Source organism: Pseudomonas multiresinivorans (genome assembly GCF_012971725.1).
GTDB classification, from domain to species: Bacteria; Pseudomonadota; Gammaproteobacteria; order Pseudomonadales; family Pseudomonadaceae; genus Pseudomonas; species Pseudomonas multiresinivorans.
Map to the genome: position 1 here is coordinate 3,423,602 of NZ_CP048833.1, position 22,559 is coordinate 3,446,160.

General features: G+C 66.7%; 16 protein-coding genes. 6 read left to right on the forward strand and 10 right to left on the reverse strand.

Annotation, left to right across the window (positions count from 1 at the left end; translation table 11 throughout):
- Positions 1–9 precede the first annotated feature (9 nt).
- Genes G4G71_RS15635 through G4G71_RS15650 form a run of 4 tightly spaced genes read left to right on the forward strand, consistent with a single transcriptional unit; the run spans position 10 to position 3,864 of the window.
- Positions 10–927 (forward strand): DUF72 domain-containing protein, encoded by a 918-nt coding sequence (locus G4G71_RS15635; protein WP_169942687.1) that lies wholly within the window; start codon positions 10–12, stop codon positions 925–927.
- Complete coding sequence (locus tag G4G71_RS15640) at positions 924–1,706, forward strand: endonuclease/exonuclease/phosphatase family protein (RefSeq protein WP_169938984.1); 783 nt, start codon at positions 924–926, stop codon at positions 1,704–1,706. The genes G4G71_RS15635 and G4G71_RS15640 overlap by 4 nt, the downstream gene beginning before the upstream one ends.
- On the forward strand, positions 1,703–2,902 hold the full coding sequence (gene clsB, locus G4G71_RS15645; RefSeq protein WP_169938985.1) for a cardiolipin synthase ClsB: 1,200 nt from the start codon (positions 1,703–1,705) through the stop codon (positions 2,900–2,902). The genes G4G71_RS15640 and clsB overlap by 4 nt, the downstream gene beginning before the upstream one ends.
- On the forward strand, positions 2,899–3,864 hold the full coding sequence (locus G4G71_RS15650) for a lysylphosphatidylglycerol synthase domain-containing protein (RefSeq protein ID WP_169938986.1): 966 nt from the start codon (positions 2,899–2,901) through the stop codon (positions 3,862–3,864). Before clsB ends, G4G71_RS15650 begins: the two co-directional genes overlap by 4 nt.
- A 228-nt stretch (positions 3,865–4,092) precedes the next feature.
- Here the strand turns inward: G4G71_RS15650 and glgB are convergent, their stop codons facing one another.
- From glgB to G4G71_RS15680, 6 genes are all read right to left on the reverse strand, one after another.
- Positions 4,093–6,267, reverse strand: a complete 2,175-nt coding sequence (gene glgB / locus G4G71_RS15655; RefSeq protein ID WP_169938987.1) for a 1,4-alpha-glucan branching protein GlgB — start codon at positions 6,265–6,267, stop codon at positions 4,093–4,095.
- The gene (gene treS, locus G4G71_RS15660; RefSeq protein ID WP_169938988.1) at positions 6,264–9,611 is read right to left on the reverse strand and encodes a maltose alpha-D-glucosyltransferase; all 3,348 of its coding nucleotides are present in this window, start codon (positions 9,609–9,611) and stop codon (positions 6,264–6,266) included. Before treS ends, glgB begins: the two co-directional genes overlap by 4 nt.
- A gap of 17 nt (positions 9,612–9,628) precedes the next feature.
- A complete protein-coding gene (locus tag G4G71_RS15665) occupies positions 9,629–11,611 on the reverse strand; it encodes an alpha-1,4-glucan--maltose-1-phosphate maltosyltransferase (RefSeq protein WP_169938989.1) in 1,983 nt (660 codons plus the stop codon).
- 119 nt (positions 11,612–11,730) lie between these two features.
- Positions 11,731–12,612, reverse strand: a complete 882-nt coding sequence (gene ku / locus G4G71_RS15670; protein WP_169938990.1) for a non-homologous end joining protein Ku — start codon at positions 12,610–12,612, stop codon at positions 11,731–11,733.
- On the reverse strand, positions 12,600–12,866 hold the full coding sequence (locus G4G71_RS15675) for a hypothetical protein (RefSeq protein ID WP_169938991.1): 267 nt from the start codon (positions 12,864–12,866) through the stop codon (positions 12,600–12,602). Before G4G71_RS15675 ends, ku begins: the two co-directional genes overlap by 13 nt.
- Positions 12,856–13,374 (reverse strand): MgtC/SapB family protein, encoded by a 519-nt coding sequence (locus tag G4G71_RS15680; RefSeq protein ID WP_024762551.1) that lies wholly within the window; start codon positions 13,372–13,374, stop codon positions 12,856–12,858. The genes G4G71_RS15675 and G4G71_RS15680 overlap by 11 nt, the downstream gene beginning before the upstream one ends.
- A 178-nt stretch (positions 13,375–13,552) precedes the next feature.
- Here G4G71_RS15680 and G4G71_RS15685 point away from each other — a divergent pair, with 178 nt between their 5' ends.
- A complete protein-coding gene (locus G4G71_RS15685) occupies positions 13,553–13,957 on the forward strand; it encodes a hypothetical protein (protein ID WP_169938992.1) in 405 nt (134 codons plus the stop codon).
- Between the two features lie 4 nt (positions 13,958–13,961).
- On the opposite strand, the gene G4G71_RS15690 is transcribed toward G4G71_RS15685, so the two are convergent.
- Complete coding sequence (locus G4G71_RS15690; RefSeq protein ID WP_169938993.1) at positions 13,962–16,421, reverse strand: glycogen/starch/alpha-glucan phosphorylase; 2,460 nt, start codon at positions 16,419–16,421, stop codon at positions 13,962–13,964.
- A 204-nt stretch (positions 16,422–16,625) separates the two neighbouring features.
- Between G4G71_RS15690 and G4G71_RS15695 the strand changes: the two genes are divergently transcribed.
- The gene (locus G4G71_RS15695; RefSeq protein ID WP_169938994.1) at positions 16,626–17,003 is read left to right on the forward strand and encodes a Rho termination factor N-terminal domain-containing protein; all 378 of its coding nucleotides are present in this window, start codon (positions 16,626–16,628) and stop codon (positions 17,001–17,003) included.
- A gap of 26 nt (positions 17,004–17,029) precedes the next feature.
- Here the strand turns inward: G4G71_RS15695 and ligD are convergent, their stop codons facing one another.
- From ligD to katE, 3 genes are all read right to left on the reverse strand, one after another.
- Positions 17,030–19,570: a DNA ligase D gene (gene ligD, locus G4G71_RS15700; RefSeq protein WP_169938995.1), complete on the reverse strand. Its 2,541-nt coding sequence runs from the start codon at positions 19,568–19,570 to the stop codon at positions 17,030–17,032.
- A 3-nt stretch (positions 19,571–19,573) separates the two neighbouring features.
- A complete protein-coding gene (locus G4G71_RS15705; protein WP_169938996.1) occupies positions 19,574–20,005 on the reverse strand; it encodes a phosphotransferase system, HPr-related protein in 432 nt (143 codons plus the stop codon).
- Between the two features lie 125 nt (positions 20,006–20,130).
- A complete protein-coding gene (gene katE / locus G4G71_RS15710) occupies positions 20,131–22,287 on the reverse strand; it encodes a catalase HPII (protein WP_240964955.1) in 2,157 nt (718 codons plus the stop codon).
- Between the last annotated feature and the right edge of the window lie 272 nt (positions 22,288–22,559).

Below are 22,559 nucleotides of genomic sequence, written 5' to 3' on the forward strand. Positions count from 1 at the left end.
GCTGAGCCGATGAAGGCCCTGCACATCGGCATTTCCGGCTGGCGCTATGCGCCCTGGCGCGGCGACTTCTACCCGCAGGGGCTGCGCCAGAAGGACGAACTGCGCTACGCCTCCCGCGCCTTCAACAGCATCGAGTTGAACGGCTCCTTCTACTCGCTGCAGAAGCCCGAGTATTACCGCCGGTGGGCGCAGGACACGCCCGAAGGTTTCGTCTTCAGCCTCAAGGGCCCGCGCTACATCACCCACATCAGGCGCCTGCGCGATGCCGAGGAAGGCCTCGCCAACTTCTTCGCCTCCGGCCCCCTGGAGCTGGGCGAGAAGCTCGGGCCGATACTCTGGCAACTGCCGCCCAGCCTGCAATACGACGAGGACGTAGTGGAAACCTTTCTGGCGCTGTTGCCGCGCACCAGCGAGGCCGCGCTGGACCTGGCGAAGGCCTCTGCCAGCCGCCGGCCGCCGCACTGGCCTCAGCCGCTGAAGCGGCGCCCGCTGCGTCACGCCATGGAAGTTCGCCATGTCAGCTTCGCCTGCGCGCAATTCGCCCGGCAGCTGCGTCAGCACGGCGTGGCCCTGGTCTTCGCCGATGCGCCGCGCAAGTGGCCTTACGGCGAAGACCTCACCGCCAGGGACTTCGTCTACCTGCGCCTGCACGGCGACAAGGAACTCTACGCCAGCGGCTATGGCGACGCCGCCCTCCAGCGCTGGAGCGAGCGTGTAGCCCGCTGGCGGCGCGGGCTGCAACCCGCCGACGCGGAGCTGTTCGACGGCGCCACCCGCGGCGATCGCCGGCAGCGCGAGGTGTTCTGCTATTTCGACAACGACATCAAGGTCCGCGCGCCCTATGACGCCAGCAAGCTGATGACGCTGCTCGATCTGCAGCTGACGGGGCGACAGGAACCCGGCCAAGCGGCGGGAGACTGGGCATGAGCCAGGCCGAGCGTGCTCCTCTGGTACCCGCCGCCGCGCAGGCCAATACGCTGCTGCGGGTGCTCACGGTGAACACCCACAAGGGTTTCAACGCCTTCAACCGACGTTTCATCCTCCACGAACTGCGCGATGCGGTACGCGCTACCTCGGCGGACCTGGTGTTTCTCCAGGAAGTCCACGGCGAACACCAGTTGCATGCCGAACGCCATCCGAACTGGCCGAGCGGGCCGCAGTACGAGTTCCTCGCCGACAGCATGTGGCCGGCCTTCGCCTACGGCCGCAACGCCGTCTATCCCGAAGGCCACCATGGCAACGCCCTGCTCTCGCGCCTGCCGATCCGCGGCTGGGACAATCGCGATGTCTCCGAGGCCGGTACCGAGGAACGCGGCCTGCTCCACGCACAGATCGACCTGCCCGGCGAGCGCGCCCTGCATGCGGTGTGTGTGCACCTGGGTCTGCACGAAGCGCAGCGGCAACGGCAACTGCAGCTGCTCTGCGCCCTGATAGGCGAACTGCCAGCCAACGACCCGGTAGTGGTCGCGGGCGACTTCAATGACTGGCGCTGCCGCGCCACCGGCGTTCTGGCCGGCTGCGGCCTGCAGCCGGCATTCCCGGCCAGTGGCGGCGAGCCGCGCAGCTTTCCGGCGCGCTGGCCCCTGCTGCGACTGGACCGCATCTATGTGCGGCACCTGCGGGTCACCCTGAGCGAGGTGCTCAACCGCAAGCCCTGGCCGCATCTGTCCGATCACCTGCCGCTGCTCGCCGAGGTTTCGCTATGAACGAGGTATGGCGCGACGGCAACCGGGTCGAACTGCTGATCAATGGCGAGGATTTCTTCCCCAGCGTCTTTCGCGCCATCGAGCAGGCGCGGCACGAGGTGCTGCTGGAAACCTTCATCCTGCGCGACGACAAGGTGGGCCGCGCGCTGCGCCAGGCACTGATCGACGCGGCCAGTCGCGGAGTGCGTGTGGAAGTGATCGCGGACGGTTACGGCACGCCGGACCTGGACGCGAGCTACCTGGGCGGCCTGCTGGACGCCGGCGTACGCCTGCACCTGTTCGACCCGCAGCCGCTGCTGCTGGGGATGCGCACCAACCTGTTCCGCCGCCTGCACCGCAAGCACGTGGTGGTCGATGGCGCGCTGGCCTTCGTCGGCGGGATCAACTACTGCGCCGACCACCTGGCCGACTTCGGCCCCATGGCCAAGCAGGACTACGCAGTGCGCATCGAGGGCCCCGGCGTGGAAGACGTCCGCCGCGCCTGCCTGGAGCTGCTCAGCCAGTACGGCGACATTCCAGCTGCCGACGCCGTGCATCCTGGCGGCGTGGCCGGCCCGTGCCGAACCTGCCTGGCGATCCGCGACAACCTCTACCGCCGCACCGAGATCGAGCAGCACTACCTGCGCGCCATCGGCCAGGCGAAGGAGCGGCTGCTGATCGCCAACGCCTACTTCTTCCCCGGCTACCGCCTGCTGCGCGCCCTGCGTGATGCAGCCAGGCGCGGGGTCAGGGTACGGCTGATCCTCCAGGGGCTGCCGGACATGCCGCTGGTGCGGCTGTGCAGCAAGCTGCTCTACGACACCCTGCTGCGCGATGGCGTGGAAATCCATGAGTACTGCGACCGCCCGCTGCACGGCAAGGTCGCGGTGGCGGACCGGCGCTGGGCGACGGTGGGCTCGAGCAACCTCGACCCGCTGAGCCTGTCGCTGAACCTGGAAGGCAACCTGATGATCGAGGACGGCGACTTCTGTGCTGGGCTGGACGACCACCTGGAGCAGCTGGCCAACCAGAGTTGCCGCCGTGTCACCCGCCAGTATGCGCGGCGTGGCTACTGGTGGCGGGCGCCGCTGATATTCGCCAGCTTCCACTTCCTGCGCCACTTCCCGGCGATCGCCGGGCAATTGCCGGCGCACCGGCAGATTCTCAGCCCCGCGAGCCTCGACGAAGAACCCGGCCAGTCGCAGGTGCAGCCATGAACCGCAAGCGTTTCTGGAAGCGCGCCAACCGCGTTTTCAATATTGCCCTGCTGATCGCCCTGCCGGTGCTGTTGTTCCTGCTGCTGCGCGCCACCGACTGGGACGAGGTGTTCCGCCTGCTGCGCGAGTACAAACCAAGCACCCTGGCGCTGGGCATGCTGATTGCCCTTTGCAGCTACGGCATCTTCAGCAGTTTCGACGTGCTCAGCCGCTTCTATATCGGCCATCCGCTGCCGGTGCGGCGGGTGTTCACCGTGGCCTTCGTCTGCAATGCCTTCAACCTCAACCTCAGCTCCTGGGTCGGCGCCATCGCCCTGCGCTACCGCCTCTACGGGCGACTGGGCATGAGTACCGGGGACATCACGCGCATCCTCACCTTCAGCCTGATCACCAACTGGTACGGCTACCTGCTGCTGGCCGGCGGTCTGTTCGTCTGCGGCTTCCCCGACCTGCCGCAGAGCTGGTCCCTCGGCCAGGGTGGCTTGCGTGCCATCGGCGCACTACTTCTGGTGTTGGGCGCGGCCTACCTGCTGGCCTGCCGCTTTGCCCGCCGCCGCGCCTGGGGCTGGAAGCGCTACCGGCTCAAGCTGCCGAGCTGGCGGCTGGCCGCCCTGCAGGGCCTTTTCGGAGCCAGCAACTGGTCGATGATGGCGCTGCTGATCTACAGCCTGCTGCCCGCTTCGGCGAGCTACCCGGAGGTACTGGCGACCCTGATGATCAGCAGCATCGCCGGTGTCGTCCTGCACGTGCCGGCCGGGCTGGGGGTGATTGAGACCGTGTTCATCACCGTGCTGCGCGACCACTTCTCCCGCGGCGAACTGGTGGCGGCGCTGATCGGGTATCGGCTGCTGTATTTCCTCATACCGCTGCTGCTGGCCTGCGCGATCTACCTGTGGCTGGAGCGCCATGCGAAGAAGCTCAAGCGTCGAGACGAGCGACGGGAGGCGGCGCGGGCTTCGTGACGTCGGTACGATCCGACGATCACTCACCGTGCCTTTCAATACGCCACGACCCAATGCTCCAGGGAGAGGGGGCTTGTAGGAGCGGACTTCGTCCGCGATTTCTTCACGCCGTGCCGCGGTGCATGGAACGTAGCAATCGCGGACGGAGTCCGCTCCTACGAAAACCGCCGCGCCGAATTCGCCGGCTGCGTAGGAGCGGACTCTGTCCGCGATCGTTATCAGGCCACCCTAGGGCTGACCATGCCCTTCGGGCCGAAGGATCAGGCAGCCCAGCGGCGGCAGGTCCAGCGCCAGGGACTGGATCTGCCCATGGGATTCCTGCGGATCGCTTTCCACCACCCCACGACTACCCGCGCCGGAGCCGCCGAAGGAGTCGGCGTCGCTGTTGAGCAGCACTTGCCAACGCCCCGGCAGCGGCACGCCAACGAGATAGTGCGGGCGCGGCACCGGAGTGAAGTTGTGAACGACGAGTACCGGCGCGCCGTCGCCAGCCAGGCGCAGCCACGCGTAGACACTGTTGCGCTGGTCGTCGCCGATCAGCCAGTGGAAGCCCTCGGCACGGTCGTCGAAGGCGTGCAGCGCGGGTTCCTCGCGCAGCAGCCGGTTGAGCTCGCGGATCAGCGACTGCGCGCCGAAGTGCTCGGCGTAGCGCAGCAGGTACCAGTCCAGCTGGCCGTCGTGGTCCCACTCGCGCCACTGGCCGAACTCGCAGCCCATGAACAGCAATTTCTTGCCCGGATGGGTCCACATCAAGGCCAGGTACAGGCGCAGGTTGGCGAACTGTTGCCAGCGGTCGCCCGGCATCTTGCCCAGCAGCGAACCCTTGCCGTGCACCACCTCGTCGTGGGAGATCGGCAGGATGAAGTGCTCGGAGAAGGCGTAGTGCAGGCCGAAGGTCAGCTTCTGGTGGTGGTAGCCGCGGTTGATCGGGTCCTCGCGGATGTACGCCAGGCTGTCGTGCATCCAGCCCATGTTCCACTTGTAGGCAAAGCCCAGGCCGCCCTCCTCGGTGGAGCGGCTGACGCCCGGCCAGGCGGTGGATTCCTCGGCAATCACCAGGGCACCCGGCGCCTCGGCCTGTACCACGCTGTTGAGGTGGCGGAGGAATTCGATGGCCTCGAGATTCTCGCGTCCACCGTGCTGGTTGGGGATCCATTCGCCGTCCTTGCGCGAATAGTCGCGATAGAGCATCGATGCCACGGCATCCACCCGCAGCCCGTCGATGTGGTACTCGCGCAGCCAATGCAGCGCCGAGGCCAGCATGAAACCGTGCACCTCGTTACGGCCGAGGTTGTAGATGTAGGTATCCCAGTCCTGGTGAAAGCCCTCGAAGGGATGCGCGTATTCGTACAGCGCGGTGCCGTCGAAGTGCGCCAGGCCGTGGGCGTCGGTGGGGAAATGCGCCGGCACCCAGTCGAGGATCACGCCGACTCCGGCCTGGTGGCAGCGGTCGACGAAGCGCGCGAAGTCCGCCGGGCTGCCGTAGCGTGCGGTGGGCGCGAACAGCGAGAGTGGCTGGTAGCCCCAGGAGCCGCCGAAGGGGTGCTCCATGATCGGCATCAGTTCGATGTGGGTGAAGCCCAGGTCGCTGATGTAGGGGATCAGCCGGTCGGCCAGCTCATCCCAGGTCGGCGCGCGGTTCTCCACCCATTGCCAGGAGCCGGCGTGAAGTTCGTAGATCGACAGCGGCCGCTCCACGCCCTGTCGCTCGCCGCGCTGCTGCATCCAGGACTGGTCCTGCCAGGGGAAAGGCGTCGGGTCCGGCACCCGCGAGCCGGTGGCAGGCGGCATTTCGGTATCCAGCGCCACGGGGTCGGCCTTGAGCGGCAGCAGGCCATCCGGGCCGAGCAGTTCGTACTTGTAGACCTCGCCCGGCTGCAGGCGTGGAATGAACAGCTCCCAGACGCCAGCGGGGTAGCGCAGGCGCATCAGGTGGCGGCGGCCGTCCCAGCCATTGAAATCGCCGACCACCGACACCCGCCGCGCATTCGGCGCCCAGACGGCGAAGCGCACGCCGGGCACGCCGTCGATCTGCATCGCCTGGGCGCCCAGGCATCTGCCCAGTTGGCGGTGGTTGCCCTCGGCGAACAGGTAGAGATCCAGTTCGCTGATCGACGGCCCGAAGGCGTAGGGATCTTCGCTGACCTGCTCGTGCTCCGGCCAGTGGATTCGCAGGCGATACGGCGCCTTGGCCGGTAGGCGAGCGACGAACAGCCCGCTGGCGTCCACCGCGTCCATGGCGGTGAGGGTTTCGTCCTGCGGCGACAGCAATTCCACTGCCAGCGCACCCGGCAGCCAGGCGCGCACCTGCTCGCCGCCTTCGTCGCGGTGCGGGCCGAGGAAGGCAAAGGGATCGGCGTGATCGCCACGCTGCAGGTGGTCCAGATCGCTGCGCAGGGTCATGTGCGTCCTCCGAGTAAGTGTCGCGCCAGTTCGAACAGCCCCTGCAAGGGGACTTCCAGCCAGTCGGGGCGGTGGCCGGCTTCGTAGAGCACTTCATAGGCGGCCTTTTCCAGGCTGAACAGCGCCAGGGCGGCGCCCTCCCCCTCACGACCATGCCACTCATGGGGCAGGTCGGCAGCGGCCGCCCGGTAGGCTTCGAGGAAGGCGTCTCGGGCATCGCGACGGTAGCGCAGGGCCAGTTCCGCCCTGGCCGCCTGGACTTCGACCGGCGCTTCGGTGCCCTGGGTGCTGCGCAGGGCCATGGCGGCGGCGTAGTCGAAGGAGCGCAGTACACCGGTGACGTCCTTCAACGGGCTGTGGCGCTGACGGCGTTCGACCAGCGGCCGGTTGGGCTCGCCCTCGAAGTCGATCAGGAAAGCATCGCCCTGCACCACCAGGACCTGCCCCAGGTGCAGGTCGCCGTGGACGCGGATCATCACGCCGCCCTCGGCCAGCCGCGCCAGGTTGCCGATGGCCTGCAGCAGTTCCCCGCGATGTTCCAGCAGCCAGTCGGCCATCACGCCGCCCTGCTCGTCCAGGCTCGCGCGGGCGTGGCGCAGGGTCTCCAGCGCCTGTTCGAGTTGCGCGCCGATGCTGTTGGTCCAGGCCCCACTGTCGACAGCTCCACTGCGGTGCAGGCCGAACTCCGGCTCGTCGGTGGCTTCGGCGAGCAGCTGGTGCATTTCACCCAGGCGCTGGCCAAGCCGTCCGGCGAACAGGCGCAGTTCCTCCATGACATCGAACTCCGGTCCGGGTGTTTCCACTGCCGGCGACAGGCCGTCGCGCATGGCGCGCTCCAGCTGGTTCAGGGTCCAGCTCCAGGCATCGCCCTGGTTGCTCAGGTAGCCCTGCAGCAGCAACAGGGTGTGCGGTTGGCCCAAGGCGTCGATGCGGCGCACCTCGCCCAGCAGCGGCGCGATGTTGGCAAAGCCGCGGCGGCTCAGGTAACCACCCATCTCGGCTTCCGGGTGCACGCCGGGGAACACCCGGCGCAGCAGCTTGAGCAGCAGCTTGTTGCCGATCAGCGCGGAGCTGTTGGACTGATCGACGCTGAGCACGCGGATTTCCGCTTCATCGTCGATGTCGCCGTACTGCAGCAGCCCCGGCTGTGGCAGGAACTGCAGCTCGCCCGCCGGGCCCTGCATCGTCGAGGTCTCGCGCAACAGGCGCAGCACCAGGCGGCTGAACGCCGACAAGGAGAAGGCATCGGTGAGCAGGCCGACCTTGCGCCCGCGGCGCAGCCGGGCCAGGGCCAGTTGCTGGGGCAGATCGTTGCCGGCGGCGCCCTTCTCCGGCACGGCGGCCAGCGGCAATTGGTAATGCTCGGCGCCGTCCGCGCCATTGACCTCCACTTCCGCCAGCAGCGGTGCGGCATCGGCCTCACCCAGTGGCATGGCATAGAGCAGATGGGCGCTGCCGGCCTCCAGGCGCCCCCCGGAGAACCAGCGACGCTTGGGCAGGTAGCGTGGCAGCGAGTCGCTCTCCAGCAGTTCGCGCGGCGCACCGCTGGCGATCTCCGCCAGGCGCTGGGCCAGTACCAGGGTCGGCAGTTCGGGCATGCGTTCCACCGGCTTCACGTGCCACGCCGGCATCTGTTGGCTGTCGGCCAGGTAGAACCAGTAGAAGCCATAGGGCGGCAAGGTCAGCAGGTAGGTCATGCGCCCGATCGGAGGGAAGGACGAGCCACCGAGCATTTCCACCGGGACTCGGCCGTCAAAGGCCGACAGGTCCAGCTCGACCGCCTGGGCGGCACTGGACAGGTTGGCGACACAGAGGATGCTCTCCTCGCTGGCACCCTCGCCCTCCGGACGGTACTGCCGCAGATACGCAAGAATGCGCCGGTTGGGCGGTGACAGCATGCTGATGCTGCCGCGACCGAAGGCCTTCTGCTGCTTGCGGACACCCAGCATGCGGCGCATCCAGTTGAGCAGCGAATGCGGGTCGCGCGCCTGGGCCTCGACGTTGACGCTCTGGTAGCCGTAGAGCGAGTCGAGAATCGGCGGCAGCACGAGGCTGGCCGGATCGGCGCGGGAGAAGCCGCCATTGCGGTCCACCGACCATTGCATCGGTGTGCGCACGCCGTCGCGGTCGCCCAGGTAGATGTTGTCGCCCATGCCGATCTCGTCGCCGTAGTACAGGGTCGGCGTGCCGGGCATCGACAGCAGCAGGCTGTGGAGCAGTTCGATGCGCCGGCGATCGCGCTCCACCAGCGGGGCGAGACGGCGGCGAATACCCAGGTTGATGCGCGCGCGGCGGTCGGCGGCGTAGTAGTTCCAGAGGTAGTCGCGCTCGTCGTCGGTGACCATCTCCAGGGTCAGCTCATCGTGGTTGCGCAGGAAGATCGCCCATTGGCAGTTGTCCGGAATCGACGGCGTCTGGCGCAGGATATCGGTGATCGGGAAGCGGTCTTCCTGGGCGATCGCCATGTACATGCGCGGCATCAGCGGGAAGTGGAAGGCCATGTGGCATTCGTCGCCGGTGCTGCCCTCGGTGGCACCGTCCACGCCTCCGAAATACGGCCTCGTGTCCTCCGGCCACTGGTTGGCCTCGGCCAGCAGCATGCGGTCTGGGTAGTGCGCATCCAGCTCGGCGCGGATGCGCTTGAGCACCACGTGGGTCTCGGGAAGGTTCTCGTTGTTGGTGCCGTCGCGTTCGATCAGGTACGGGATGGCATCCAGGCGCAGGCCGTCGACGCCCATGTCCAGCCAGTAGCGCATGACCCCGAGCACCGCGCGCAACACCTGGGGATTGTCGAAATTGAGGTCCGGCTGGTGCGAGTAGAAGCGGTGCCAGAAGTACTGCTCGGCCACCGGGTCCCAGGTCCAGTTGGACTGTTCGCTGTCGATGAAGATGATCCGCGTCTGCTCGTACTTGCCGTCATCGTCGGACCAGACGTACCAGTTGCGCGCCTGCGAGCCCTTCTTCGCCCGCCGCGCGCGCTGGAACCAAGGGTGCTGGTCGGAGGTGTGGTTGATCACCAGTTCCGTGATCACCCGCAGGCCGCGCTGGTGCGCCGCGTCGATGAAGCGGCGGGCGTCGGCCAGGGTGCCGTAGTCCGGGTGGACGCCCTTGTACATGGCGATGTCGTAGCCATCGTCACGCCGTGGCGAGGGGTAGAACGGCAACAGCCAGAGGGTGTTCACGCCCAGCTCGGCGATGTAGTCGAGCTTCTCCATCAGGCCGCGGAAATCGCCGATGCCGTCGTTGTTGGCATCGAAGAAGGACTTTACGTGCAACTGGTAGATGACCGCGTCCTTGTACCAGAGCGGGTCATCGAGAAAGGGGCGGGTCTTGCGCTTGGCCATGGTCGCGCTCCTGGAAGTCATTGCTCGGGATGCAGGCGCCAGATGCCGAACGGCAGGTGCCAGGGCTCGATGCGCATCCACTGGCGCTTGCCGTGCCAGGTCCAGCGGTGACCATTCATCAGGTCTTCGCCGCCCATGGGCGCGTCATCGGGCAGGCCGAATTCCCACAGCGGCAACTCGAAGTCCGCCTCCTGGGCGTTCTCCGGATCGAGGCTGACCGCCACCAGGATGAAGTTGGACAGGTCGGCGCTGCGCTTGCCGAACAGCAGGATGTTGTCGTTGAAGACGGAATAGGCCTGGAAGCCCAGGTGGCTGTGCAACGCCGGGTTCTCGCGGCGGATGCGATTGAGCCGGGTGATCTCGCCGACGATGTTGCCGGGCGCGTGGTAGTCGCGCTGGCGCAGCTGGTACTTCTCCGAGTCGAAGTACTCTTCCTTGCCCGGCACCGGGTCGGCCTCGCACAGTTCGAACCCCGAATACATCCCCCACAGCCCCGAGCCCATGGTCGCCAGGGCCGCACGGATGAGGAAGCCGGCGCGGCCGGAGCGCTGCAGGAAGTAGGGATTGATATCCGGCGTGTTGACGAAGAAGTTCGGCCGGTAGCAGTCGCGCAGCGGCGGCTCATTCAGTTCGGTGAGGTATTCCTCCAGCTCCGCCTTGGTGTTGCGCCAGGTGAAGTAGGTGTAGCTCTGGCTGAAGCCGACCTTGCCAAGGCGCGCCATCATCGCCGGCCGGGTGAAGGCCTCGGCGAGGAAGATCACCTGCGGGTGCTCGCGGCGCACTTCGGCGATCAGCCATTCCCAGAACGGCAGCGGCTTGGTGTGCGGGTTGTCGACGCGGAACAGGTTGACGCCCTGCTCCACCCAGCCCTGCACCACACCCAGCAGGCCGAGCCAGAGATCGGGAATGGCGTCGGCGGCGTAGAAGTCGACGTTGACGATGTCCTCGTACTTCTTCGGCGGATTCTCCGCGTGGCGGATGCTGCCGTCCGCGCGCCAGCTGAACCAGCCGGGGTGCTCGCGCAGCCAGGGGTGGTCCGGCGAGCACTGGATGGCGAAATCCAGGGCGATCTCCAGGCCATGCCCGCGGGCGGCGTCCACCAGTGCGCGGAAGTCTTCAAGGCTGCCCAGCTCGGGGTGCACGGCGTCATGGCCGCCCTCCTTGCTGCCGATGGCGTAGGGGCTGCCAGGGTCGTCGGGACCGGCCTGCAGGCTGTTGTTGCGGCCCTTGCGGTGGGTGCGGCCGATGGGATGGATGGGCGGGAAATACAGCACGTCGAAGCCCATGGCGGCGATCTCCGGCAGCCGCCGGTGAACATCGGCAAAGGTGCCGTGCTGGCCGGGTGTCGGGCTTTCCGAGCGCGGGAACAGCTCGTACCAGCTGGCGAACCCGGCCAGCGGGCGCTCCACGTCCAGCTCGAAGGTAAGGCTGCGGGTCAGGTGCGGACGGTGTGCGGCGCGCTGCATCAGCTCCAGGGTCCGCGGCGCCATGAACAGGCCGAAGCGCGCCTCCCGCTCGGTGGTGTCCTGCAGGCTGCGGAGGATTTCGCCCAGCTCCGCTGCGCAATCCTGTGGCGCGTTGTCCAGTACCTCCTGGAACAGGTCGAGGCCCTCGCGGAACTCCAGGTCCAGCAACTGGCCGGCGGCGTATTTCTTCTCCAGTTCGTAGCGGAAGCTGGCGTAGCTGTCGATCCAGGCCAGGACGATGAATTCCGTACGGCCAACTCGGGTCGGCAAGATATCCGCCTCCCAGTGATCGTTGCCCAGGTGCTGCAGGGACGTTTTCTGCCAGGGCTGGCCCTTGCCTTCGCGCCAGGCGACCTCGGCGGCCAGCTTGTCGTGGCCATCGGCAAAGATCCGCGCATGGATGCGCGAGGCCCGGTGGACGATGGCCTTGGCGGCGAAGCGTCCACCTTCCAGGCGCGGCGCTACCTCTTCGATGACGATGCGCGCCTCGTTGGCGGCAACCTCGGCCCGCTCGGCCGGATTCTCCAGTTCCATCGCGGCGCCCTCCTCGCTGCGGTGCGCGCCGGATGCGCGCTCGTGGGTGGATTGCTCGCTACAGGCATTGGGAACGACAGGGCTTCGGCAAGTTCAGGCTAATTGCGCCAGTGGTTGTTTCAGGAGCTCTTGCGCCTGGGCGCGGCCTTGCTCGTGGCACTCTTCTTCGCCGGCGTAGCGGTCGTTTTCTTCACGGAGCTGGCGGCGCTGCGCGGTTTTGCTTCGCCCTTGAGGCTGCGCTTGAGCAGTTCGGTGAGGTCGATGATGTCGGCGCCTTCGCCGGCTTTCGCTTGCGCCTGCGGCACGTTTTCCAGCTGGCCCTTGGCGGCCTTCTGCTCCACCAGGCGGTGGATTTCCGCGCTGAATTCGTCCTGGTAATCCTCGGGCGACCAGCGGCCACTCATGTCCTTGACCAGGCGTTCGGCCATTTCGGTTTCGCGCTTGTCCAGCTTGACCTTGTCCAGCGCCAGGCCCAGTTCGTCCACCGCGCGCACGTCCGCCGGCCAGCGCAGGGTCATCAGCAGGATGGCGTCGCCGTCGTCGCGCAACATCGCCAGGTGCTGACGGCTGTGCATCACCAATTGGCAGACCGCCGCCTTGCCGGTCTTCTTCAGGGTATCGCGCAGCAGCACGTAGACTTTCTCGCCGCGCTTCTCGGGCGTCAGGTAATACGGGGAGTCGTAGAACGCCACGGGGATCTCGCCGATCTCGATGAAACCGAGGATGTCGATGGTCTGGGTCGCCTCGGGCCGCGCGGCGCGAATCTCCTCTTCGCTGATCACCACGTAGCGGCCCTTCTCCAGCTCCACGCCCTTGACGATGTGTTCCCTGGGCACCTCCTTGCCGGTGATCTTGTTCACCCGTTTGTAGCCCACCGGTTCCAGGCTGCGCTCGTCCAGCCAGTCGAAGTCGGTGGCGCTGGAACGCGCGGCGCTGTTGAGCGCCACCGGGATGTGCACCAGGCCGAAGCTGATGGCGCCTTTCCAGATCACACGGGCCATGGGTAACTCTCCTGCAGGGTGATGCCGTCGTCGAAATGCACGCGACCGGTGCTGTCGATGTCGCTGATCCGCTCGAGCATGCGCTGCGCCTGCCACTCGGCCTCCGACACGTTGCGGCTGCCGGGCGCATAGACCCAGAGCACCTCGACCGGCGCGCCCTGGCGGGTCACCTGGTACTCGATCAGGCCGGTGTAGCGGCCGTTCTCCAGCATCGCATCGGTCCAGGCACAGGCCTGGGCGAATTCACGGAACATCGCGGTCCTCTCTCGCCGCCTGCTCGGCAGGCGGACGGTTGCGTTCCAGCCAGCGTGGCAAAACATGCAGCACCAGCAGCGCGAGCAGCGTGCCCAGCACCGCCGTAGCCGAGTGCCCGAGCCCGACGCTGATACCAATGGCCGTGCTCAGCCACAGCCCGGCGGCGGTCGTCAGCCCCTTCACCTCGGACACTTGGCTGCCCTTGAGGATGGTGCCGGCGCAGAGGAAGCCGATGCCGGCGGCGATCCCCTGGATCACCCGGCTGACCGCATCGGCCTGCGCACCGCCCTCGTGGATCGCCATCACGAACAGCGCAGCGCCCAGGGTGACCAGCATGTGGGTGCGCAAGCCGGCGGCCTTGCCCTGGCTTTCCCGCTCGTAACCGACCACGCCGCCCAGCACCACGGCGAGCGTCAGGCGCAGCGAGGCTCGGGTGATCTGCTCGACTTCACTCAGGTCGGAGAATTCGGCGACCAGCGTCACCCAGATGCGATCCAGCGTGTCCATGACAGGCTCCGCAGTCCCTCTTAAGGGTGCAGACCCGCCGACCGCGCAATTGGTTTGCTGAAAATTCGCCGGCGACTCCACCGCCCGGCGGAAAATCCGCGCACCTCGCCACTGACGGGGTCCATCGCTCATTCCCGGCGTCCCGCCGGCCAGCGCACCTTCAGCACAGGAGACCGGAATGAGCATCGACCCCAAGCGTTTTGCCAACGAGTACCAGAACGCCCTCGTGGAGGTCGCCCTGCCGGCCTTCGCCCGAGCCGGCGAGTTCGCCCGCGACCACGGCCTGGAGTGCAGCGTCGAGCTGCGGGAGGGGCGGCGCGACCTGCCCGAACTGGTGTTGTCCGTGCGCGATGCCTGCCAGGCAGCCGAATGCGTCTGCCGCATCAGCGCCGACCCGCGCACGCAGCGGCTGTACCATGAGAACCGCTGCGGCGAGACCGATGCCGACGTGCAGCGGGTAGTCGGCTCCATCGCTTCGCTCAACGAGATGGTGCTCGACACCCGTCTGCTGGAGTTCTTCCAGGACGCTTTCGCGCTGCACCTGGACTACGCCTCCCGCCGGCATGCCGGCGGTTTCTGGTGAAGGCTCAGTCCTCCCCGGCCTGCACCTTCCAGATATCCCTGGCGTACTCGCGGATGGTCCGGTCCGAGGAGAACCAGCCGACCCTGGCGGTATTGAGCATGGAGGCCTTCCACCAGCGCGCCGGTTTGCGCCAAAGCTCCTCGACCTTTTCCTGGGCGTCCCAGTAGGCGTCGAAATCGGCGCAGACCAGGAAGCGGTCGTCGCTGACCAGCGCATCGACCAGGCCGGTATAGCGCTGCGGATCGTCCGGTGAGAACACCCCGGAGCTGATCGCCCGCAGCGCCTCCTCCAGGCGCGGCGAGGCGGCGATCTCGGCATGCATCGACAGGTCGCCAGTGCGTTTGCGTGCCTCCACCTGCTTGGCCTTGAGGCCGAAGATGAACATGTTTTCCGCGCCGATGCGCTCGCACATCTCGACGTTGGCGCCGTCCAGCGTGCCAATGGTCAGCGCGCCGTTGAGGGCGAACTTCATGTTGCTGGTGCCGGAGGCCTCCAGCCCCGCCGTGGAAATCTGCTCGGACAGGTCCGCCGCCGGGATGATCGATTCCGCCAGGCTGACGTTGTAGTTGGGGATGAATACCACCTTGAGCCGGCCGCGCACCGTGGGGTCGCCGTTGATCATCCGGCTGATGTCGTTGGCCAGCTTGATGATCAGCTTGGCCACCGTGTAGCTGGGCGCGGCCTTGCCGGCGAAGATCTTCACCCGTGGCACGCGGTCGGTGGTGGGGTCGTTGCGGATGTCCTGGTAGAGCGCCACGGTATGCAGCAGGTTGAGCAACTGGCGCTTGTATTCGTGGATGCGCTTGACGTGGACGTCGAACAGCGCGTCCGGGTCGATGCGCACGCCCAGGCGCTCCTCGACCAGTGCCGCCAGGCGTTCCTTGGCATTGCGCCGCTGCTGGGCGAAGCGCTGGCGCACTGAGGACTTCTCCACCAGCTCGGCCAGCGCCGGCAGGTGTTGCTCGGGCTCGTCGAGTACCTCGTCGCCGAGGTTTTCCATCAGCAGACGGGTCAGCTCCGGGTTGGTCTGGAACAGCCAGCGGCGGAAGGTCACGCCGTTGGTCTTGTTGCTGATCCGCTCCGGGTAGAGCCGGTGCAGGTCGCGGAACACTGTCTCGCGCATCAGGTCGGTGTGCAGCGCCGACACACCGTTGACGCTGTGCGAGCCGAGGAACGCCAGGTTGCCCATGCGCACGCGGCGGCCGTGGTCCTCCTCGATCAGCGAGACCGAGCGCAGCAGGGCGAAATCGTGGATGTCCTTGGCGCGCAGCGCGTCGATATGGAAGGCATTGATCAGGTAGATGATCTGCATGTGCCGTGGCAGCAGGCGCTCCATCAGGCTCACCGGCCAGGACTCCAGCGCCTCGGGCAGCAGCGTGTGGTTGGTATAGGACAGGGTCGCCACCGTCAGCGCCCAGGCGTCGTCCCAGTCCAGGCTGCGCTCGTCCAGCAGCAGGCGCATCAGTTCGGCAACGGCGATGGCCGGGTGGGTATCGTTGAGCTGGATGGCCACCCGCTCGGGCAGGCCGAAGACGTCCTCGCCCTGCCCCAGGTGACGCTGCATCAGGTCCTGCAACGAGGCGCTGACGAAGAAGAATTCCTGGCGCAGGCGCAGTTCCTGGCCCGCCTCGGTGCTGTCTGCCGGGTAGAGCACCCGCGAGATGCTTTCCGCACGCACCGTATCCGCCACCGCACCCAGGTGGTCGCCGGCATTGAAGCGGTCCAGCCGCAGGGTTTCCTCGGCACGGGCGCGCCACAGGCGCAGGGTGTTCACGCTGGCGGTACGCCAGCCCACTACCGGCATGTCGTAGGCCACCGAGCGCACGCGCTCAGCCGGTTCCCAGCGTTGCCGCTCGACCCCGTGGGCGTCGCGCTCGCTGTGGACGCTGCCGCCGAAGCCGACGCTGAAGCTGCACTCGGGCCGTTCGAATTCCCAGGGGTTGCCGAAGTCGAGCCAGGTTTCGGTGTGCTCCTGCTGCCAGCCGTCGCCGATCACCTGCTTGAACAGGCCGTGCTCGTAGCGGATGCCGTAACCGTGGGCGGGGATGTCCAGCGTCGCCATGCTCTCCATGAAGCAGGCGGCCAGCCGCCCCAGGCCGCCGTTGCCCAGCGCGGCGTCGGGCTCAAGCAGGCGCACGCGGTCCAGGTCCACACCCAACTCCGAAAGAGCTTGATGCGCCACCCCCAGCAACCCAAGGTTGCTCAGGTTGTCGATCAGCAGGCGGCCGATGAGGAACTCCAGCGACAGGTAGTAGACGTGCTTGCGGGCGCTGCGGTCGATGGCGCGGGTGGTCTCCTCCCAGTTGTCGACCTGGTATTTGCGTGCGGCCAGTGCCACTGCCTCGAACCAGTCGTGGTCGTAGGCGTCCGCCGGGTCCTTGCCGACTGCGTAACGCAGGCGGGTGAGCACCGCATGCTTGAAGGTCTCGACTTCCGACTGATCGGGAATGCTGTCCAGGGCCATTGCCGTCTCCTCTGGTTGCCGGTGGCTGCGGGTACGCGAGGTGCCCAGTGCATCAGTCCCCGGCGAAATCCATGAGTTCAGACCTTTTCTCCCGGCGGCACGGCCCGTTCATCAGAAACGCCGAACCATCGGCGACGAGCGGTTTCTCCCCTCATGTGGCCCTTGGCAAAGGGCTGCCAGGTAATCAGAGACAGGAGAACCGCCATGCCACGCGGCGACAAAGGCAAGTACACCGAGAAGCAGAAGCGCAAGGCCGAGCACATCGAGGAAAGCTACGAAGAACGCGGCGTACCCAAGGCGGAAGCCGAGGCGCGAGCCTGGGCGACCGTGAACAAGCAGTCCGGCGGCGGCGAGCGCAAGGGCGGTTCGGGCCAGCAGAAAAGCGCCACCGCCAAGGCCGCTGCACGCAAGAGCTCGGCCCGTCGAGCCGTTGCCAGCAAGCAAGGCGTGCCGCGCCCTGACCAGCCGCTGGAATCCATGACCAAGGCCGAGCTGCTCAATCGTGCGCGCACCCGGCACATCGCCGGGCGCTCCAGCATGCGCAAGCAGCAACTGATCGACGCCTTGCGAAAAGCGGCCTGAGCCGGTGGGGCGCTGAATTCGCCTCCTCAGCCGTCCAGCTTGCCGCGCATTTTCGCGCTCAACCGTTGCCGGGTCTTCGCCCATTCGGCCCAGGGGTCGGAGCCTGCCAGACGCTCGTCGACATTCGCGAGGGTCCATTGGTTTGCCGACTTGAGCGTGGGAAGCTCATCGCGGCTGATCGGCACCGAGACCGGCAGCCCCTCTCTCGCGCGCACCGACCATACGCACACCGTGCTGGCGCCCCGGCTGTTGCGCAGGTAATCGATGAAAATCTTCCCGACACGATTCTTCGGCCCCGATACGGCGCTGAAGCGGTCCGGCATCAGGCGGGCCATGTATCGGCTGATGGCATGGGCGAAGTCCTTCACTTCATCCCAGCCATGGTGCCGCTGTAGCGGCACGAGGATATGCATGCCCTTGCCGCCGCTGGTCTTGAGGAAGGCCGTCAGGCCCAGTTCATCCAGCAACGTGAGGGTCAACTGGGTCGCCTCGATCATCCGCTGCCAGGGCAGCGCCGGATCGGGGTCGAGGTCCAGGACGAAGCGGTCGGGTTTCTCCAGGTCATCGAGCGCGGCGTTCCAGGTATGCAGCTCCAGCGCGCCCATCTGCGCGGCACCCACCAACGCCTTGGCCGAGGCTATGCGCAGCAGCGGTGCGTGGCCAGGATCAAGCTGCGGGTCCAGTTGTTCGGCGCCGGGAATCCCGGTACGCGAGGCATGGCGCTGGAAGAACTGCTCGCCCGCCACACCATCGGGCGCCCGCACCAGGGACACCGGGCGGTCGGCCAGCCAGGGCAGCAGGCATTCCGCGGCTTTGTCGTAGTAGCGCGCCACATCGATCTTGCGCAGCTTGCTGGTGGGATCGACCACTCGCTCGGGATGGGTAACGGTCACGCCTTCCAGGACATTGCCGCTGTTCGAGCGTGACGGGCTGGCAGCGTCGGCGCGGCCAGCCTTGTTCGGTTTTTCCTCGACTATCGCCTGCGCCGGCTTGTCACTGCGCAGGCCGTGGAACACCGCCTGGCGCACCCTGCCTTCGCGGGTGATCTCGGCGAAGGCGACTTCGCCCAGCAATTCCGGACGCAGCCAGGTCACGCCCTTGGCGTCGGCTCCCTTGGGCGGCTCCCGCAGCGGGCAGGTCTTGCGCTGCAGCGGCTGGAACTGCTGATGCAGTCTCTTCAGGCTGGCCGCGCTGAAACCGGTGCCTACTTTGCCGGCGTAGCGCAGTTCGCCGTTCTCGTCGTGCAGCGCGAGCAGCAAGGCGCCGAAATACGAGCGCGAGCCCTTGGGTTCGCTGTAGCCGACGATCACGAACTCCTGCCGGCGCTTGCACTTGAGCTTGATCCAGTCGGAGGAGCGTTTTTCCGTATAGAGGCTGCCCGCACGCTTGCCGATCAGCCCTTCCAGGCCGAGCCGGCAGGCGCTGTCGAGGATGCTGCGCGGGTCGTCGGTGAAGTCCTCGGAATAGCGCAGGCAGTCATTGCCATTACCGCGCAGGACCTGTGCCAGCGCCTGGCGCCGCTGCTCCAGGGGCTTGTTGCGGTAATCCTCGCCATCCAGCCAGAGCAGGTCGAACAACGTGTAGTGGATGGGCGCCGAGACCGCGGCATCGAAGGCATTCTGCAGGCGCTGGAAGTCCGGGCGGCCCTCCTCGTCCATCACCAGTATCTCGCCGTCCAGCCAGCCGGACGACACCGGCAGTGCCGACAGCGCCGCGCACAGTTCGGGCAGCTTCTTCGACCAGTCGTGGCCGTTGCGGGTCAGCAGCTTGACCTGGTCGCCGTCGAGTCGGGCAAGCAGGCGGTAGCCATCGAGCTTGATTTCGTAGCGCCAGTCGCCTGCCGGTGGCGCGTCCACCAGAGTGGCGAGCTCGGGAGAAACAGCCGCCGGCAGGCTGGCCTTGCCGGGCGTTTTCCTCGTGGCCGGTTTCTTCACAGCCGCCCCAGGCCTGGCGTGCTTTGGCGAGGCCGGCCTGGCTCCGACCGCCTCGCTGGGCAATGCCTGCCCGGAGACCACGCTCAACGGCTGCTCGGTGAGGATGTCGTAGCGCGGGTAGTCCCGTGCCTGGTCATCCCGCCCCTTGATCAGGAACCACTGCGGCTGCCGTCCGGCCATGCGGGTGCGGATCAGGTTCCAGCTGCCGGTGAGCTTGCTGCCCACCAGGCGGAACTTGAGGTGGCCACTGCCGAGGCCTTCGTGGGGATCGCCGATGGGTATCCAGCGGCCCTCGTCCCAGACGATCACGTCGCCGGCACCGTAATGACCTTCCGGGATGTGACCTTCGAAGCCCGCGTAGTCCAGTGGATGATCCTCCACCTCGATGGCCAGGCGCTTCACGCTGGGATCGAGGCAGGGGCCCTTGGGCACCGCCCAGCTCTTGAGCACACCATCGAGTTCGAGGCGGAAGTCGTAATGCAGGTGGCTGGCGTCGTGCTTCTGCACGACGAAGGCAGCCTCCCCCTCCCGGTACGCCGGTGATTCGCCGCGTGGCTCGGGAGTGCCGCTGAAGTCGCGTTTGCGCGCGTATTCCTTCAGGGTGCTGTCCTTGACGGCTTTGGCCCCGGCCATGGATCACTGTTCCTCGTCAGGGTCCGAGGCGTCCCAGGGTTTGCCGTCCAGCGGGTGCACACGGCTTTCCTCCGCCTCGTCCAGCCCGCCGCCCGCGCCGATCTCGTTGCCGCGGACGATGCGCAGGTCGCGGTCTGCCGGCTTGCCGGACGGCGGATCGAGCGGGGATTCGGTCCCGTCCTCGTCGATCAGGGTTTCCGGTGCCAGGTCATCCATGCTGACGCCATCCTCGACGGCGCTGTCGCCCAGCGTCTCGCCGCCGGTCATGCCCATCTCGCGGCGGCGCTGCGGTGGGAATTCGCCCTCCACCTCCTGCGGCGAGCGCTCGTCGCCAATGCGGCCTTCCGGCTGTTTCTCGAAGTCGAGTTCGCGCACGCTGCCCATGCGGTCCTCGGTATCGTCGATCTCGATGTGTTGCTGGCGTCGTTCAGTCATGGCGTGCATCTCCTCCGGTTGAAGAGCTCAGGCTGTCAGGCGGTTGAGCCGAACCCGGCGTACGAGTTCAGGTTCAGTGCCCGACGGGATCGCAGCGGCGGCGCCGGCCGCCGCTGCGCAGCCAGTTACGCGGGGATCTTCCCGGCATGGGCTTCGCGCGCCCAGATACGGTGTTGCAGCAAGGCTTTCTGCAAACTCCCGAACACCTCCTTGGCGGCTTTGCCTTCGATGACGCCATCATCCGACGTCAGACCGAGCTGTGCCGGCAAGTCCTTCGCGGCGCCGGCGAAAGCCAGCGGCTTGAGGTGCTTGTACGCCTCCAGCAGGTAGTGCAGCGCGCGGCCGTCATTGCCGATGGCCTGCACGGATTTCGCGCCGCCGGGCACGAACACCGCGTCGAAAGCCACCGACGGCAGGCCATCCCAGCTGGCATCGGGCACCAGCGCCGAGCCTGCTTCGGACTTGACCGGGGCGGCACTGGGGCCGATCAGCTTGGCGCTCGCTCCCGCCTTCTTCAGCGCATCCTGCAGGCCCTTGACGTCGCTTTCGTTGACGCCATCGGCGATCAGGATTGCCACCTTGCGGGAGCGGATGTTGCCGGCCAGCAGGTTCGTCTGGCTCAGGGCCGGTGACGGCTTGGGCTGTGGAGCCTTGGCCTTCCTGTTGGTGACTTTCACCCCGATACGCTGGGCCACGCGCTCGGCGAGTTGCAGATTGATGTTGGCAAGGATCTGGTTGACCTCGCGCTCGCGGATCGCCATGCGCTCGACCTTCGACAACTCGAACGCATAGGCCGAAACCACGTGGCCTTGCTCCGCCTCACTGAGGCTGTTGTAGAACAGCGCGGCCTGGGTGAAATGGTCGGCGAAGGAATCGGCCCGCACGCGGACCTTGGTGCCGGTCATGGTCTCCGGGTAGCTGGCGAAACCGCCGTGGCGCGCGGCGGGCGGGGTTTCCTTGGGCCAGCCGTTGTCGATGGAATTGGGTTCGTAGGCGGCGCGCCCCTTGTGCAGCATGTGCTGGTGCAGGCCGTCGCGCTGGTTGTTGTGGAACGGGCACAGCGGCTGGTTGATCGGAATCTGGTTGAAGTTCGGCCCGCCAAGGCGCGACAGCTGGGTGTCGGTATAGGAAAACAGCCGCCCCTGCAGCAGTGGGTCATTGCTGAAATCGATGCCCGGCACCACATGGCCGGGGTGGAACGCCGCCTGCTCGGTTTCAGCGAAGAAGTTGTCCGGGTTGCGGTTCAGCACCATGCGGCCCAGCAGCTTCACGGGAACAAGCTCCTCGGGCACCAGTTTGGTGGGATCGAGCAGATCGAAATCGAACTTGTCCTGATCGGCTTCGGCGATCACCTGCACGCCCAGCTCCCATTCGGGGTAGTCGCCGCTTTCGATGTCGTCCCACAGGGTGCGGCGATGGAAGTCCGCATCCTTGCCGGCCAGCTTCTGCGCCTCGTCCCAGACCAGCGAGCAGACGCCGGACTTCGGCCGCCAGTGGAACTTGACGAACACACTGTCGCCCGCCGCATTGACCAGGCGGAAGGTATGCACGCCAAAGCCCTGGATATGCCGCAGGGAGATGGGGATGGCGCGGTCCGACATGGCCCACATGACCATGTGCGCGGACTCGGGCGTCAGCGAGACGAAATCCCAGAAGGTGTCATGGGCCGAACCGCCGGTGGGAATCTCGTTGTGCGGCTCGGGTTTCACCGCGTGGACGAAATCGGGAAACTTGATGGCGTCCTGGATGAAGAACACCGGCATGTTGTTGCCAACCAGGTCGTAGTTGCCCTCCTCGGTATAGAACTTCACCGCGAAGCCGCGCACATCGCGCACCGTGTCCGCCGAGCCGCGCGGCCCCTGCACGGTGGAGAAACGCACGAACACGGGCGTCCGCAGACCCGCCTTGCCGAGAAACGCCGCCTTCGTCAGGGCGCTCCAGTCCTCGTAGCTCTCGAAGTAACCATGGGCCGCTGCGCCGCGCGCATGCACGATGCGCTCGGGAATCCGCTCATGGTCGAAGTGGGTGATCTTCTCCCGCAGGATGAAGTCTTCCAGCAGCGAAGGTCCGCGCCCCCCTGCGCGCAGGCTGTTCTGGTTATCGGCGATGCGCACGTTGGTATTGGTGGTGAGCGCCTCCCCCGTGGCGTCCTCGCGGTAAGGCTCCAGTTGCTCGATCTTCTCGTTGCGGTTGCTGCGGTCGGTGGTGTCGGTGCCAGCCAGATCGCTTCGCTTTACGGTGGGTTTCTTGGCCACGGCAGGGTTCTCCTCATCAGGATGCAGAATGGCGCCCTGTTGGGATGGACGTCGGCGCCGGGTTCTACCTGTTGGGACAGACCTCGGGCGCAGAGTTCAGATATTTGCCGCGTGGAGCCCTGATCATTAGCGTACCGTTCGGCGTTCAATCTCACCCGGAAGTTGGTGGAGCTGGGATTGCCATCGGCCACCAAGCGTCGTGGGAACGATCAGAGAGGGCCCCGTCGCCCTTCATGAGAAGCCGATTCCTGTCTCGCCATCTGGCAGGCGCATGCTTCATTTCAGACGTGCCATAACGT

Excerpts from the sequence above, each read along its gene's own strand:
- G4G71_RS15680 (WP_024762551.1), bottom strand. The coding sequence starts at position 13,374 with ATGGACACGCTGGATCGCATCTGGGTGACGCTGGTCGCCGAATTCTCC.
- ku (WP_169938990.1), bottom strand. The coding sequence starts at position 12,612 with ATGGCCCGTGTGATCTGGAAAGGCGCCATCAGCTTCGGCCTGGTGCAC.
- G4G71_RS15690 (WP_169938993.1), bottom strand. The coding sequence starts at position 16,421 with ATGGCCCTGGACAGCATTCCCGATCAGTCGGAAGTCGAGACCTTCAAG.
- G4G71_RS15675 (WP_169938991.1), bottom strand. The coding sequence starts at position 12,866 with ATGTTCCGTGAATTCGCCCAGGCCTGTGCCTGGACCGATGCGATGCTG.
- glgB (WP_169938987.1), bottom strand. The coding sequence starts at position 6,267 with ATGACCCTGCGCAGCGATCTGGACCACCTGCAGCGTGGCGATCACGCC.
- G4G71_RS15705 (WP_169938996.1), bottom strand. The coding sequence starts at position 20,005 with ATGACTGAACGACGCCAGCAACACATCGAGATCGACGATACCGAGGAC.
- G4G71_RS15640 (WP_169938984.1), top strand. The coding sequence starts at position 924 with ATGAGCCAGGCCGAGCGTGCTCCTCTGGTACCCGCCGCCGCGCAGGCC.
- G4G71_RS15695 (WP_169938994.1), top strand. The coding sequence starts at position 16,626 with ATGCCACGCGGCGACAAAGGCAAGTACACCGAGAAGCAGAAGCGCAAG.
- G4G71_RS15650 (WP_169938986.1), top strand. The coding sequence starts at position 2,899 with ATGAACCGCAAGCGTTTCTGGAAGCGCGCCAACCGCGTTTTCAATATT.
- treS (WP_169938988.1), bottom strand. The coding sequence starts at position 9,611 with ATGGCCAAGCGCAAGACCCGCCCCTTTCTCGATGACCCGCTCTGGTAC.
- G4G71_RS15685 (WP_169938992.1), top strand. The coding sequence starts at position 13,553 with ATGAGCATCGACCCCAAGCGTTTTGCCAACGAGTACCAGAACGCCCTC.
- G4G71_RS15665 (WP_169938989.1), bottom strand. The coding sequence starts at position 11,611 with ATGGAACTGGAGAATCCGGCCGAGCGGGCCGAGGTTGCCGCCAACGAG.
- ligD (WP_169938995.1), bottom strand. The coding sequence starts at position 19,570 with ATGGCCGGGGCCAAAGCCGTCAAGGACAGCACCCTGAAGGAATACGCG.
- clsB (WP_169938985.1), top strand. The coding sequence starts at position 1,703 with ATGAACGAGGTATGGCGCGACGGCAACCGGGTCGAACTGCTGATCAAT.
- G4G71_RS15635 (WP_169942687.1), top strand. The coding sequence starts at position 10 with ATGAAGGCCCTGCACATCGGCATTTCCGGCTGGCGCTATGCGCCCTGG.